The organism is Hoeflea sp. 108 (assembly GCF_000372965.1).
Classification (GTDB): Bacteria; Pseudomonadota; Alphaproteobacteria; order Rhizobiales; family Rhizobiaceae; genus Aminobacter.
On record NZ_KB890024.1, the window covers coordinates 1,744,495 to 1,757,800 of the forward strand.

Genomic DNA, 13,306 nt, shown 5'->3' on the forward strand with positions numbered 1-13,306 from the left:
AGGCCGCTGACACAGCCTCCGGCGATCCCGTTTGTCAGTGCCTCAATGCGCGAAGAAGGCGAAGCGGATGACGAACAGTGCCGCCACCAGCCAGGTCGCCAGATGCACGTCCTGCGGCCGGCCGGTCAGCGTCTTCAGGGCGGCATAGCTGATGAAGCCGAAGGCGAGGCCGTTGGCGATCGAGTAGGTGAACGGCATCATCAGCGCTGTCAGCGCTGCCGGCGCCGCTTCGGTGATGTCGGCCCATTCGACCTCGACCAGTTCGCGCATCATCAGGCACGCGACATAGAGCAGGGCAGGCGCCGTCGCATAGACCGGCACCGAGCCGGCAAGCGGCGAGAAGAACAGGGCCGCCAGGAACAGCAGCGAGATCACGATTGCCGTCAGGCCCGTGCGGCCGCCTGCCTGGACGCCCGAGGCGCTTTCGACATATGCGGTGGTGCTCGAGGTGCCGAGCAGCGAGCCGGCGACGATGGCCGTGCTGTCGGCCAAAAGCGCGCGGCCGAGGCGGTTCGGCTTGCCTTGCTCGATCAGGCCGGCGCGCTTGGCGACGCCGATCAGCGTGCCGGTGGCGTCGAACACTTCGACGAGCACGAACACCAGGATGACATGCACAAGGCCCGAATGCAGCGCGCCGACGATGTCGAGCTGCAGGAAGGTCGGCAGGATCGACGGCGGCATGGAGACGATGCCGTTGAACTGGCTGACGCCGAGCGCCATCGAGGCGAGCGTGATGACCAGGATACCGATCAGGATCGCGCCGCGGATCTTGAGCGAGTCGAGCGCAGCGATGATGAAGAAGCCGACGATGGCGAGCAGCGTGCCGGTCTGGCTGAGGTCGCCGAGTGTGACGAAGGTCGCGGGGCTTGCGGCGACGATGCCTGAGTTTTTCAGCGCGATGATGCCGAGGAACATGCCGATGCCGGCGGCAATGGCGCTACGCATCGAATGCGGGATGCCGGCGATCAGCCAGCTGCGCACACCGCTGACTGTCAGCAGCAGGAAGATGACGCCGGAAATGAACACTGCACCCAGTGCCTGCTGCCAGGAAAAGCCCATGGCGCCGACGACGGTGAAGGCGAAGAATGCGTTCAGGCCCATGCCCGGCGCCATGCCGATGGGCCACTTGGCTACGAGGCCCATAATCATGGAGCCGAGGGCCGCCGCCAGACAGGTTGCGACGAAAACGGCATTGCGATCCATGCCTGTCGTCGACAGGATCTCCGGGTTGACGAAGATGATGTAGGACATGGTCAGGAAGGTGGTGATGCCTGCGATCACCTCCGTCCGGACGGATGTTCCCTGTTGCTTCAGGTCGAAATATTTCTCGAGCACGCTTTGCTTCCTCCCACGCGGCGAGGGGCAGCCTGGTCCTGGTGCAGGATGGCTTGAGGAACCGTGCATTCTAGCGCGGACCGCGGGCCTGTACCTGCCGAACTCCTGCTACCCTTCATTACCGACCCGGCACGCCCAACGGCGCCTCCACCCAAGCCGGCTTGCCGCCAACAAATGGCGCAAGGCATGATTGCCCGCGCAAACGTGGCCTAACTTCTGCCCGTTGCTTTCAACGCACAAGTGGCAGTTCCTAGAAGCAGTTTCGCGTTTTTGTTGATGGATCCCGACCGTTTGGACGATGACCTCATGCGAGGCAGGCGCGCCCGGTGGCCGGGTCGAAAAGGTGCAACGCCTCGTCGTCGACCGCAAGTGTCGTTGCGTCACCCTGGCTGACCTTGGCGCGCGGCGCAAGGCAGGCAGTGAGCTTTTGCTGGCCGATGCGGGCCGTGATGACAAGCTCGGTCCGGTCAGTTCGACGACTTCGATTCGCACCGGAAGGGCGTGGCGGCATGACGGCTCCGCCGAAGCCAGCCTGAGTGCTTCCGGCCTTATGCCCAACGCCAGCCGCGTGCCGTTGCGGGCCACCGCCTTGAACCGGTCGGGCAATGGCAGCCTGAGGTCGGAGCCGGCGATGGCCAGTGAGCCGTTGTCGACCTTGATGTCGAGAATGTTCATCGGCGGGGCGCCGACGAAACCTGCCACATACAGTGTCGCCGGGTGGTCGTAGATCTCCTCTGGCGTGCCGAGCTGTTCGATCCGGCCGTCCTTCATCACAGCGATGCGGGTCGCCAGCGTCATCGCTTCGATCTGGTCGTGGGTGACATAGACCACTGTCGTCTTCAGCATCTGGTGCAGGCGCTTGAGCTCGGTGCGCATTTCCAGCCTGAGCTTGGCGTCGAGGTTCGACAGCGGTTCGTCGAACAGGAACACCTGCGGCTTGCGCACCAAGGCGCGGCCGATGGCGACGCGCTGGCGCTGTCCGCCGGAAAGCTGGCTCGGCTTACGTTCGAGCAGGTTCTCTATCTGCAGCAGGCTGGCGGCGTCGCGTACCGCCTTGTCGCGCTCGGCAACCGGCACCTTGCGCATCTCCAGCCCGAAACCGATGTTCCTGGCCACGCTGAGGTTCGGATAGAGCGCGTAGGACTGGAACACCATGGCGATGTCCCGATCCTTCGGATGCACGCCGAGCACCGACCGCCCGCCGATCCTGATGTCGCCGCTCGTCGCCTCCGCCAACCCCGCGATGATGTTGAGCAACGTCGATTTTCCGCAGCCGGACGAACCCAGAAGCACGAGGAATTCGCCGCTTTCCAGCGCGACATCGATGCCTTTCAGCGTTTCGACCGCGCCATAGTTCTTGCGGATGTTCTGGATTTCAAGGGCGCTCATCAAACGGCTTTCTCGAAAGGCGGCAGCGCGCCATAGCTGCGGGGCAGGGTGGAAATCGCACGCGAGGCCACCTGCACGCCGGATGCGAGACAGTCGGCCAAAGGCCTGTTCATGGCGAGGGCGGCGAGGAAGGCGGCATTGAAGACGTCGCCGGCGCCGATCGTATCGACGACCGTCACCTTTGGTGCGGAGGCCGAGACAAGCAAGCCGTCCGGTCCGATGGCAATGGCACCGCCCGGACCGCACTTGACCACGACGATGGCACCGTTGGGCATGCCGGACAGAAGGGCTCGCGCGGCATCGGCTGGGGCGGTTATGCCGGTCAACGTCGTCGCCTCGACCTCGTTGAGCAGCGCGCAGTCGCAACGGGACAGCCAGGCGCGTGTCACGGCGCAGTTCGCCTCCGTCCACCCGTCGGGCGGCCAGCCCGTGTCGAGAACCAGCTTGATGCCGCGACCATGGGTCCAGTCGAACAGTTTGTCGTGGTCGCGTGCCAGAAGTGGCGTCAGGAACGAGCCGCAAAGCAGGGCGTAGCCGCCGGCCAGTTGCTTGCCTTGGAGAACCGTATGGACGTCGACCAGGCTGAAATCGGGCAGATGGCCGCGCGTGGTGAAGAAGGTGCGCTCGCCATCCGGGTGGGTAATGCCGACCGACAGCGTGGTGCGGTCGCCATGCGCCGGCCACAGCGCAGAACGATCCCCGAATGCCTCGCGCAGCCAGTGGCCGAACTGATCGGAGCCGACATTGGCGGCAATCTCGAAATCGACGCCAAGCGCTTGCCAGGCAAGCGCGGTGTTGCCGGCCTGGCCGCCGACCCTGAGTTCGTCATGATCGACGGTGATCTCGGTCCCCGCCTGCGGCCATGGCGCGGTCGGGCCAAGAATGAGGTCTACATTGACGTTGCCGATGACAGCCAGGGGCCGCATTCATTCGCTCCGGGTGATCTTGGTAGAGCGCACCGGCGTGCCGGCATTGTCGACCCGCGCGTCGGCGAAGGCGATCATCAGGCGTTGGGCGGTGGGCAACATTGCAAAGATGGCGGCCATGCCGGTCGCTGCCCCAAAAGTGAGCGTGGTCGCGCCTGCCACTGGAGCTTCGCCGGAGGAATCGAAGATGACGACGGGCGCGCCGGTTTCGACAGCCGAGACTGCCATCGCCGTGACCAGATCTGCGGTCGGATCCTTGCCGCGAAACAGCACCACGCCGATCTTCGGCCCCAGCATTTCCATCGGCCCGTGGCGCAGTTGACCGCCTTCCAGCGAAAAACAGGGGCGACGCGACAGTTCGGTCAGTCCCAGTGCCAGCGCCTCGGCCACGCCCTGCAGGCGCCGTCCCGAGGTGACGACTGTGTCGACCTCTCCCAACGCGTTGAGTGCAGCGCCTATGTCGACGATTTCGGGCGCCTGGAGCGCCACGAGCGCACCGCTCGGGTGTTCGCCGAGAGCTGCGAGAATGGCGAGGTGAAGCGCGAGCGTGACGGTCAGGCTGCGCGTCGCTGCAAAGGCGAGCTCGGTGCCGCCGACACCGACCAGAGAAGGTGCTGCGCGGGCAAGAAAGGAGCCTGCCTCCAGCGTCAGTCCGAAAGTCTCGGCATGGCCGCCGGTCTCGGTGAACCAGCGCACGACCTCAGCACTTTCGCCCGATTGCGAGGTCATGAGCACGGTGCGTCCGCCGATCGTTAGTGGCTCGCCGAGTTGCTCGGAGAGCGGAATGGCGATGGCATCGATGCCGAGCGCCCGATAGAGCGGTTCGACCGCACGGTTGACGGCGTGCGACCCGCCCATGCCGAGCAGCAGCAGCCTGCCTGTTTTGTCGAGTGATGCGGCGATCCTTGCAGCCATCGCCGCGGCTTCGGCGAAGGACGCAAGTGCGTCGCCATGCTGGCGCGCCATTTCCCTGTCTATGGCCACGAGGCCTGCCGGGCGTGGTTTCTGGTTTGCCATGTCGGTCATCCTTTCACGCCACCACTGGTGAGTCCTGATATCAGTGCGCGCTGCATGACGAGGCCGATCAGGACAGGAGGAAGGGCCGCGAGCACGCCGGCGGTTGCGATCAGCCCGTAGTCGGAGACGCGCCCACCGGCGAGGTCGGCGATCGCCACCGTCAGCGTCTTGGCGCGCAAATCCGAGGTGAAGAGCAACGCATAGAAGAATTCATCCCAGGCAAGCAGCAGCGCAAACAGCGCCGACGTGGCGACAACGGGTGCTGCCAGCGGCAGGGTGACGATGCGCAGCGTCTGGAACAGGCTGGCCCCGTCGATCATGGCCGCAGCCTCGATCTCGCGCGGGATGGTGTCGAATCCCGATTTCATCAGCCAGGTGGTGAAGGGAGCGAGGATGGTCAGGTAGACCAGTGCGAGCCCAAAGACGTTGTTGAGCAGGCCAAGCCAGGACAGCCCCATATAGAGCGGCACGGCAAGCGCAACTGGTGGCAGCATGTAGGTTGCGATCACCATCGACAGCGACCAGCCCACCGCCGGCGTGCGCGACACGGCCCAGCCGGCGGGGATGGAGAGCGCAAGTGCTGCGACCGTCGCAATGCCGGCGACGCGGAGGCTGTTGTAGAGCGATGCCACGAAGGCGGCGCCCGCACTGTTCTCTAGCGTCGACAGCAGCATCCGGTAGCGCGAGAAGTCGATCTCCTGCGGCCACCAGCGCAACGGCCTGGCCGAGAGGTCGGCGGCAGGCGAGATGCTCATGACGAACAGCCACAGAACCGGTGCAACGACGATGAGGCCGAGCACAAGCGCTGCAGCGTGGATGAAGAAGGTGAACAGCAGGCTCTTGCGTTCCATCAGGCGGCGCTCCCCGCTGTTTTCCTGACCAGTGCAGCGTAGGCGAGCGCAAGGACCGTGACGAGCAAGGTGACGATGAGCGCCAGCGATGCGCCGGAGCCTGCCCGCTGGAAGGAAAATGCCTCCTGGTAGACGAGGATCGACATGGTGCGCGTCGAGTTCGCTGGGCCGCCGCGCGTCATCACCCAAATGAGGTCGAACACCTTGAAGGCCTCGATGGTACGCAGCACCAGCGCCACCATCAGCGGCCCCGCAAGATAAGGCAGGATCACGAAGCGGAAACGCGAAAACGGACCGGCGCCGTCGACCAGCGAGGCGGCGGTGATGTCGCGCGGCACGGCCTGAAGTGCGGCGAGCGCGATCAAAGCCACCAGCGGGAAGTTTTTCCAGCAGTCGGCGACGATCAGCGCGGCAAGCGCGGTGTTGGGTTCGCCCAGCCAGGAGCGGTATGCGTCGAGCAGGCCGATCTGGGTGAGTGCCGCGTTCAGCGCGCCATATTCGGGATTGTAGATGAGCCGCCACAGCGTCGCGTTGACCACCGTCGGCAGTGCCCAGGGCAGGATCATCAGTGCGCGCAGCACGGTGCGGCCGTAGAATTGCTGGTTGAGCAACAATGCGGCGAGCACGCCGAGCGCCATCTCGGCGGCCACCGAAATCACCGCAAACCATGTCGTGGTGACCAGCGTCCGCCGGAAGTTCGGGCTCGAAAGCATCTTGGCGTAGTTGTCGAGCCCGACGAAACTGCCGCCCGTGCCGACGAGCTTGGCGTCAGTGAAGGAGAGCCTGACTGTGTCGACCAGTGGCCAGCCGATGACCGATATCATGACCACGAGCAGCGGCAGCATCAGCAGCCATGCGCGAGTCGTCATCCAGGAGCCTGTCATGCGGCGACTCTTCTTAGCATCCGGAAGGGCCGGGCGGCCGAAGCCGCCCGGAGTGTTGGGACCAGATCTTACAGGCCGCTGTTTTCAGCAGCGCCCTTGAGCGCGTCTTCAGGCTTTGCCTGGCCGAGCAGCGATTCCTGGATGGCCTGCTGGAGCGCCGTCGACAGCTCCTGATACTTCGGCGTCGTCGGGCGCGGATACATCGCGGCAAGTCCGAGCTTGGCCGCGGCGATCAGCTCTTCCTGGCCCTTGGTGACCGCAGGATCTTCATAGGACGGCGCCCAGATCGGCAGGCTCAGCTTGGCATACTGGTTCTGCGTCGCCTGCGACGTCATGAAGGCGATGTACTTCCAGGCTTCGTCGGGGTGCTTGCTGGCTGAGGTGATGCCGAGGCCCATCGAGCCGTTGACGGCCGAGACTTCGCTCTTGCCGGTGACGCCGGGGGCAGGAACCACGCCGACCTTGCCTGCGACCTTGCTGTCCTTGGGGTCGTTGGCCATGTTGTACATGTAGGTCCAGTTCAGCGCGAAGGCGGCTTCGCCGTTCTGGAACACCTTGCGTACGTCCTCTTCAAGGAACTCCTTGGAGTTCGGATTGGTCAGCCCTGACGTGTAGCTCGTCACCATGTAGTTCAGGGCGTCGAGCCCGCCACCGCTCTGGAAGGCCGGCTTGCCGTCCTTAAGGAACTCGCCGCCATAGGCGCTGACGAGCGTGGTGTAGTCGCAGATCGCGGCTTCCGCCTGCGACCAGCTCCACGAGATCGGCGTGGCCAAAAGACCCTTGTCCTTGATGATCTTGGCCTGCTCGGCCAGCTCGTCCCAGGTCTTGGGCGGTGTCTTGATGCCGGCCTTCTCGAGAATTTCCTTGTTGTAGAACAGGTACTTGGTGTCGAGGATCCAGGGCATGCCATAGGACTTGCCGTCATAATTGACGGTGGTCCAGGCACCTGGCAGCACGCCCTTCTTCATCTCGTCGGTGATGCGCGAAGACACATCGATCAGCACCTTGTTCGAAGCATATTCGGCCGGCCAGATGACGTCGAACAACACCACGTCGTAGCCACCGCCCGAGCCCTGAGCGAGAACGGTCTTGTCGTGCAGGCCCTCATAAGGGACGAATTCGAGATTGACCTTGATGTCGGGATTGGCCTTGGTGAAGGCCTCGGTCATGGCGCGCACATCGGCCTCGCTGTAGGCGGCCTGCGCCATGAACAGCGCGTTGATAGAGGTTTCGGCGAAGGCCTTGGGTGCGAAGGCGGCGCCGATGAGGGCCGCACCGAGCAACGCTTTGCTAAACGATTTCAACATTCCTTCCTCCATTTTCTGACATTGAAAGAGCGCGATGCCGAGGGGCACCGTTTATTGATTTCCGAAGGCAGCTCGGCGAGGCCGGCGTCCCTTTCCAGGCATTTCAAGCTCGACAAATCCCGCGGCTCCAGCCGCTTTTCGTTCCCGGGAGCTCTTGTGGCTCCTTAATAAGTCAACTGACTTGACTTATTACTTCTTCAATTATCTATTGGTGTCAAGAGGGGAATCTGAGGTGAACGATATCAGCCCGATCCGCGCCACCAGCGGTACCAACCAGGAAGGCACGAGCGCCCACAACCGCCGCGTCATGATTGACGCGCTGCGCCTGAACGGAGCGCTGTCACGCGCCGACCTGGCGCGGGCGACGCAACTGACCAAGCAGGCGGTGTCGAACATCATCGAGGAGCTGGAGCGCGACGGTTTCGTCGTCTCGCTCGAAGCCGTGAGAAAGGGCAGGGGCCAGCCGTCCACGCCCTACAGGTTGGTGCCCGAAGGCGCTTTCGCCATCGGCCTGCAGATCGACCGTCACCTGACGCGCGCTGTGGCCGTCGACCTGCTGGGCAGCGTGCTTGCCCGTGCCGAAGCCAACCTGCCGCCCGACGATCCCACCGCTGGCGTCGAAATCATCTTCGGGCTGATCGCGGGCGTGAGGGGCCAGCTTGCGCGCTTATTCGCCCAATCGGAAAAACGGCTTGTCGGACTTGGCGTCGCCATGCCGGGTCCCTTCGGTCTGGCGCAGTTCGACGACAACAAATGGATGATGCCGGCCTGGCAGCAGTTTCCGCTGATCGAGAGGCTGACTGCCGGAACGGGCCTCGAGGTCGGCCTGCAGAACGACGCAGCGGCCTGCGCCACCGCGGAGCGCATGGTCGGGGCCGCCCACGGTCTTGATAACGCCGTCTGCCTCTATGTCGGCTATGGCATCGGCGCCGGCCTGATCCTCAATGGCGAACTCTACCGGGGCGGCAACGGCAATGCCGGCGAGATCGGCATGGCGCTGCTGGCGCCAAGTGGCACGGTGCTTGAACACCGCGCCTCGCTTGCCTCGCTCTACCAGCATCTCGGGCTCGACCCCTCGGATGCCGGCTTGTTCGAACGCGTCGATGCGCTGGCGCAGACCAAGGCACCGATCCTGCTCGACTGGGTCGCGGCTGCGGCAAAGGACCTGCGCTGGAGTGTGCACCTGATCGAGTCGATCTTCGACCCGCAGACCGTGATCCTGACCAGCGGCGCGCCCGAAGCGCTTGCCCGATTGATCGTCGATGCCATGCATCCGCTGCTGTCCTCGATCGCCGAACGGCGCGACCGGACGTTGCCGCGGCTGCAACTGGGCATCACCGATCCCTGGTCGATCGCGCTCGGCGCCGCCGCCGAACCGATCAGCCGCGCCTTCGACCCAAGCTTCTCGGCCATCCTCAAGACCCGTTCGGGCGGCTAGCCAATTTGGCGCACCAGTTCCTCATGTGAAAATAATTTGACAGGAAGGCAAATCTGCGTTTGCATCAGCAATGCCTGATGGTGCGAACGCTCAGGCGGGGAGGGCGGCCGCAGCAAGGCCGATCTCCTGCAAAGCATGATCAGAGCAGCCCGCTCAACCTACCAGTCGATGACGATCCGGAACTCGCAATTCCAGGGACAGGGCTCATAGCGCGACGAAGCTGAACTCCAGCTTCGTCGGAGTGAATGAGAACCGACCTGGAGAAGCTGCATGTCCGTAGACCTGCTCGTCCGTGACGCATATGTGTATGTCGATCGCGGCTGGGAAATTGCCGACGGCTGGATTGCCGTCAAAGACAAGAGAATTCATTCCGTGGGCAAGGCTGGCGAAGAGCCGGTCGCCGCAAGGACCATCTCGGCGCTTGGCCGGCTGGTCACGCCCGGGCTGATCAATGCCCACCACCACATGTACCAGAACCTGACGCGGTCTTACGCGCCGGTGACGAACGGTTCGCTGTTCGAATGGCTAACTGGCCTCTACCCCATGTGGGCCGGACTAACAGGGGAATCGGTCTACGCGTCCACCTATGTCGCGATGACCGAACTGCTGATGGGCGGCTGCACCACCTCGATGGACCACATGTACGTCCATCCCAAGTCCAATCTCATCGACGCCCAGATCCGAGCCAGCACCGACATCGGCTTCCGTTTCTACGCGACGCGTGGATCGATGACGCGCTCGGTCGAGAATGGCGGTCTGCCGCCTGCCTCGGTGGTGCAGCGCGAGGACGACATCCTCGAAGACAGCGTCCGGCTGGTGGAGAGGTATCACGATGCCAGGCCGGGTGCGATGACGCGCGTGGCGCTCGCGCCTTGCTCTTTGTTTTCCGTCACCGAGCGGATCATGTCGGAATCGGCGCGGCTGGCAGACAAATACGATCTCAGGCTGCACACCCACCTCGCCGAGGACCCCGAGGAAGACAAATACTGCGCCGAGGTCTATGGCTGCACACCGACCGAATATTTCGAGCGCGTCGGCTGGGCCAGCAAGCGCTCCTGGGTCGCGCATTTCATTTATCCAAGCGATGCCGAGATCGGCCGCCTTGCACATGCCGGCGTCTGTGCCACGCAGTGCCCGTGTTCGAACATGCTGATCGGCGGTGGCTCGGCCGACGCCATGGGGCTCCGCGCCCGAGGCATGCGCGTCGGTCTAGGCTGCGACGGCTCCGCTTCGACCGACCATGCCTCCATGTGGCTGGAGGCGCGTACGGCGTTGCTGTTGGGTCGCTATCGCAATGGCCCGCATTCGATGTCGGCGCGAGATGCGCTCGACATCGCCACGCGCGGTGGCGCCGCCTGCCTCGGCTGGGAGGATGAGATCGGCCATCTCAGGCCGGGTGCCTGCGCCGACTTTGTCGTCTGGAGTATGTCGGACGTGGCTCTTGCCGGCGCCCACAGCGACCCGGTCGAGGCCTGGCTGCGCTGCGGTCCTGCAACCGCCGGCACGACCGTCGTTGCCGGCAAGGTGCTGGTTGAGAATTGCCGTCCGGTGATGCCCGAACTCGGCGACGTGCTGCGCGAGCATGCTCGCCATGCGCGCCGCATGCAGTGTCTCGAGGCCTGACGGCGCATCGGCTCAATTTCACCTGATGCCGCGGAAGCGGCTCGTACTTCTGGGAGGAGGTAGTATATCAATGACTGATCACGTTCATGCCCGTATGGGCGAGCTTGAAGCGGTCGACGGCGTGGTCGGGGATGTCGAGGAGATCATCCCCGCCAAGCGTCGCTTCGCATTGGGACTTCAGCAGGCGCTTGTGTCGAATGCCTGGCTCGATCCCATCTTCATTGCTTCTGTGGCGGGGTTCTCCGCCACTTTGGCGACCAATCTTGTGACCGCCACCTTCCTTGCGGCGGGCGTGGTCACCGTTGTGCAAAGCACCAGGCTGGTCCGCTTGCCGGTGGTGCAGGGGCCGTCCTCGGCATTTTCGCCATTGGCCATCGGCTACTACAAGGCAGGAACGATCTCTGCGGCAAGCCTTGGCTTGATCATCGGAGCCGCGCTTGTATTCCTTGCCTCGATCTGCGGGCAGTTCGCCAAGCTTCGGCGCCTTCTGTCGCCGGCAGTCTCGGGCACGATCATCACCTTGGTGGGCGTCGCGCTGGCAGGTTTCACCTTCATGGAGTTCTTCGGCGGCATCGGCTCGCCCAGCTTTGGCACCGGATCGAGCCTGTTTCTGGCCTGCGTGACGACGGCGGTGGTGCTGGTCAGCGCTGCCTTCGGAGGCACCTTCCGCATGTTCGGCTTCCTCACGGCGCTCATTGTCGGCGATTTGCTCGCCCTCGGCCTCGGATTGCTCGATTTCTCCAGCGTCGGCCAGGCGCCATGGTTGGCCTTCCCCAAGCTTCTGCCCTATGGCGCGCTGACCTTCGATCCGGCGATCACCATCACCATGTGCATCGTCTTCGTCGTCGCCGTTGTCGAGGCCATGGGAATGTATGAGGCGACGGCGCGGCTGACTGGCGTTGAACTTGACGACCGGCGCGTCAACGCCGGCATTGCCGGCGAAGCAGGTGGTTCGATGTTGGCTGCGCTGATCGGAGGTTTCGGCACAACTGCCTACGCTCAGAATCTCGGCGTCATCAGGCTGACCGGCGTTGCCAGCCGGCATGTGGTCCGCGTCGCTGGCCTCATCTTCATTGTCCTGGCGTTCCTGCCCAAGGTTGCGGCGGTGCTGGTGGCCACACCCGCTGCGGTCGTCGGCGGACTGTTCTTGCCTGCGGCGGCAACCGTGGTCATGACCGGCATCCAGATGGCGAGCCAGGACCGGGGTTCGCCTGTGAAGAACATGGTGGCGCCGCTCGGCCTGATGGCGGGCTTGGGCATTCCGACACTGGCCGGGGCTTTGTCGGGTGGATTGCCGCAGATTCTCGGCGAGATGCTTGCACATTCCATCGTCGTCGGTGCTGTAACTGTCATGGTCGCCGAGATCGTCCTGGTGCGCATTCCCGAGTTCATGCGCTCGCGCTGAGACCGGTCCAGCCGGACCCTCGGACAAAAAGGCCGCCGATTGCTCGGCGGCCGCTTGGGAAGATGGCTGGCCTGGGCCAGCGCTGGGAAGACCTTTATTCCGCCGGTTCCGGAGCCTTCTCCTTGGCGGGTGCAGCATCGGTGCCGAGCTTCGACCCTGAGGTCAGGGAAAACGCCGATGCGAGTTCTGCGCCCGAGAGTTTTTGGCCAGCCTCCGTGCGTGCCTTGAAGATTTCGATGACGCCGCCCTGTACGCAGACCGAGAGGCTGCGCTCGCCGACCGCAACCACTTCACCGGGCTTGCCGACAACGTCGCCGAAGCGGCGTACGGGGTGCTTGCGGGCTTCGAACAGCCTGACCTTGGTGCCGTTCACAAGGGTCCATGCACCAGGAGCCGGGTCGCAGCCGCGGATCAGGTTGTGGATGGCATCGATGTGGCCGTGCCAGTTGATGCGGGCTTCGGCGTCCTTGCACCAGCCTTCATAGGAGGCCTGGCTTTCGTCCTGCACTGTCTCCGTGTGCTTGCCGGCGACCACCAGATCCGCCGCCTCGAGCATCGCGTCCACACCGAGCGGGAACAGCCAGTCGAAATAGACGCTCCCGAGCGTGTCCTCGGGACCAATGTCGACCGTCTTCTGCAGGACGACAGGACCTTCGTCGAGGCCATCGGTCGGGCGGAAGATGGTCAGGCCGGTCTGGGTGTCGCCCTTGATGACAGGCCAGTTGATCGAGCTGGGTCCGCGATATCTGGGCAGCAGCGAGGGGTGGTACTGGATAGTGCCGTGGCGTGGGATGTTGACGAAGTCCTGCGGCGCAAACTGCAACACATAGGCCATGACGGCCAGATCGACGTCGAGCGCCTTGAGCGCGTTCTCCGCCGCTTCGCCCTTGAGGCTCGGCAGCTGGAACACCTTGAGCCCGGCCTTTTCGGCCGCGGCCCTGAGCGGATCGGGCCGCGCGCCCGGCTTTTCCGGCGCACAGAACACGCCGGCGACCTCGTCGCCACGAGCGAGAAACGCTTCGAGCACGCTTTGACCGAATGCCTGCTGTCCGATGATGGCAATACGCATGATTGATGTCCTCCGGATTGGGCAAGGCTTCCCCCGTGCCTCGCGCATGGCTGGCGCGGGGT

At 64.1% G+C, this 13,306-nt stretch carries 10 protein-coding genes and 1 pseudogene; 3 read left to right on the plus strand and 8 right to left on the minus strand.

Going from position 1 to position 13,306, the window contains the following annotated elements:
* Positions 1-42: 42 nt before the first annotated feature.
* The 7 genes and pseudogenes from B015_RS0108455 to B015_RS0108485 all read right to left on the minus strand — a co-directional run bounded on the left by B015_RS0108455 (position 43) and on the right by B015_RS0108485 (position 7,709).
* Positions 43-1,335 (minus strand): NCS2 family permease, encoded by a 1,293-nt coding sequence (locus B015_RS0108455; RefSeq protein ID WP_018427253.1) that lies wholly within the window; start codon positions 1,333-1,335, stop codon positions 43-45.
* Between the two features lie 304 nt (positions 1,336-1,639).
* Positions 1,640-2,724, minus strand: a pseudogene (gene ugpC, locus B015_RS30630) (sn-glycerol-3-phosphate ABC transporter ATP-binding protein UgpC).
* Positions 2,724-3,650: a PfkB family carbohydrate kinase gene (locus tag B015_RS0108465; protein WP_018427254.1), complete on the minus strand. Its 927-nt coding sequence runs from the start codon at positions 3,648-3,650 to the stop codon at positions 2,724-2,726. Before B015_RS0108465 ends, ugpC begins: the two are co-directional and overlap by 1 nt.
* A complete protein-coding gene (locus B015_RS0108470; protein ID WP_026227035.1) occupies positions 3,651-4,667 on the minus strand; it encodes an SIS domain-containing protein in 1,017 nt (338 codons plus the stop codon).
* A gap of 5 nt (positions 4,668-4,672) precedes the next feature.
* Positions 4,673-5,518, minus strand: coding sequence for a carbohydrate ABC transporter permease (locus B015_RS0108475; protein WP_018427256.1), 846 nt, complete (start codon positions 5,516-5,518; stop codon positions 4,673-4,675).
* Complete coding sequence (locus B015_RS0108480) at positions 5,518-6,402, minus strand: sugar ABC transporter permease (RefSeq protein WP_018427257.1); 885 nt, start codon at positions 6,400-6,402, stop codon at positions 5,518-5,520. Before B015_RS0108480 ends, B015_RS0108475 begins: the two co-directional genes overlap by 1 nt.
* Positions 6,403-6,470: 68 nt before the next feature.
* Positions 6,471-7,709 carry an extracellular solute-binding protein gene (locus B015_RS0108485; RefSeq protein ID WP_026227036.1) on the minus strand — a complete coding sequence of 413 codons (1,239 nt, stop codon included), beginning with the start codon at positions 7,707-7,709 and terminating at the stop codon, positions 6,471-6,473.
* A 232-nt stretch (positions 7,710-7,941) separates the two neighbouring features.
* On the opposite strand from B015_RS0108485, the gene B015_RS0108490 reads away from it, so the two are divergent.
* The 3 genes from B015_RS0108490 (at position 7,942) to B015_RS0108500 (ending at position 12,175) form a co-directional block, all read left to right on the plus strand.
* Positions 7,942-9,147, plus strand: a complete 1,206-nt coding sequence (locus tag B015_RS0108490) for an ROK family transcriptional regulator (RefSeq protein WP_018427259.1) — start codon at positions 7,942-7,944, stop codon at positions 9,145-9,147.
* Positions 9,148-9,417: 270 nt separating this feature from the next.
* Positions 9,418-10,770 (plus strand): 8-oxoguanine deaminase, encoded by a 1,353-nt coding sequence (locus B015_RS0108495; RefSeq protein WP_018427260.1) that lies wholly within the window; start codon positions 9,418-9,420, stop codon positions 10,768-10,770.
* Between the two features lie 70 nt (positions 10,771-10,840).
* Positions 10,841-12,175: a solute carrier family 23 protein gene (locus tag B015_RS0108500; protein ID WP_157632697.1), complete on the plus strand. Its 1,335-nt coding sequence runs from the start codon at positions 10,841-10,843 to the stop codon at positions 12,173-12,175.
* A 94-nt stretch (positions 12,176-12,269) separates the two neighbouring features.
* Here B015_RS0108500 and B015_RS0108505 read toward each other — a convergent pair whose 3' ends face one another.
* Positions 12,270-13,244: a methionyl-tRNA formyltransferase gene (locus B015_RS0108505; RefSeq protein ID WP_018427262.1), complete on the minus strand. Its 975-nt coding sequence runs from the start codon at positions 13,242-13,244 to the stop codon at positions 12,270-12,272.
* Positions 13,245-13,306: the final 62 nt, after the last annotated feature.

Coding starts and splice junctions, on each gene's coding strand:
- B015_RS0108505 (WP_018427262.1), bottom strand. CDS start 13,244: ATGCGTATTGCCATCATCGGACAGCAGGCATTCGGTCAAAGCGTGCTC.
- B015_RS0108495 (WP_018427260.1), top strand. CDS start 9,418: ATGTCCGTAGACCTGCTCGTCCGTGACGCATATGTGTATGTCGATCGC.
- B015_RS0108475 (WP_018427256.1), bottom strand. CDS start 5,518: ATGGAACGCAAGAGCCTGCTGTTCACCTTCTTCATCCACGCTGCAGCG.
- B015_RS0108500 (WP_157632697.1), top strand. CDS start 10,841: ATGACTGATCACGTTCATGCCCGTATGGGCGAGCTTGAAGCGGTCGAC.
- B015_RS0108470 (WP_026227035.1), bottom strand. CDS start 4,667: ATGGCAAACCAGAAACCACGCCCGGCAGGCCTCGTGGCCATAGACAGG.
- B015_RS0108465 (WP_018427254.1), bottom strand. CDS start 3,650: ATGCGGCCCCTGGCTGTCATCGGCAACGTCAATGTAGACCTCATTCTT.
- B015_RS0108480 (WP_018427257.1), bottom strand. CDS start 6,402: ATGACAGGCTCCTGGATGACGACTCGCGCATGGCTGCTGATGCTGCCG.
- B015_RS0108485 (WP_026227036.1), bottom strand. CDS start 7,709: ATGTTGAAATCGTTTAGCAAAGCGTTGCTCGGTGCGGCCCTCATCGGC.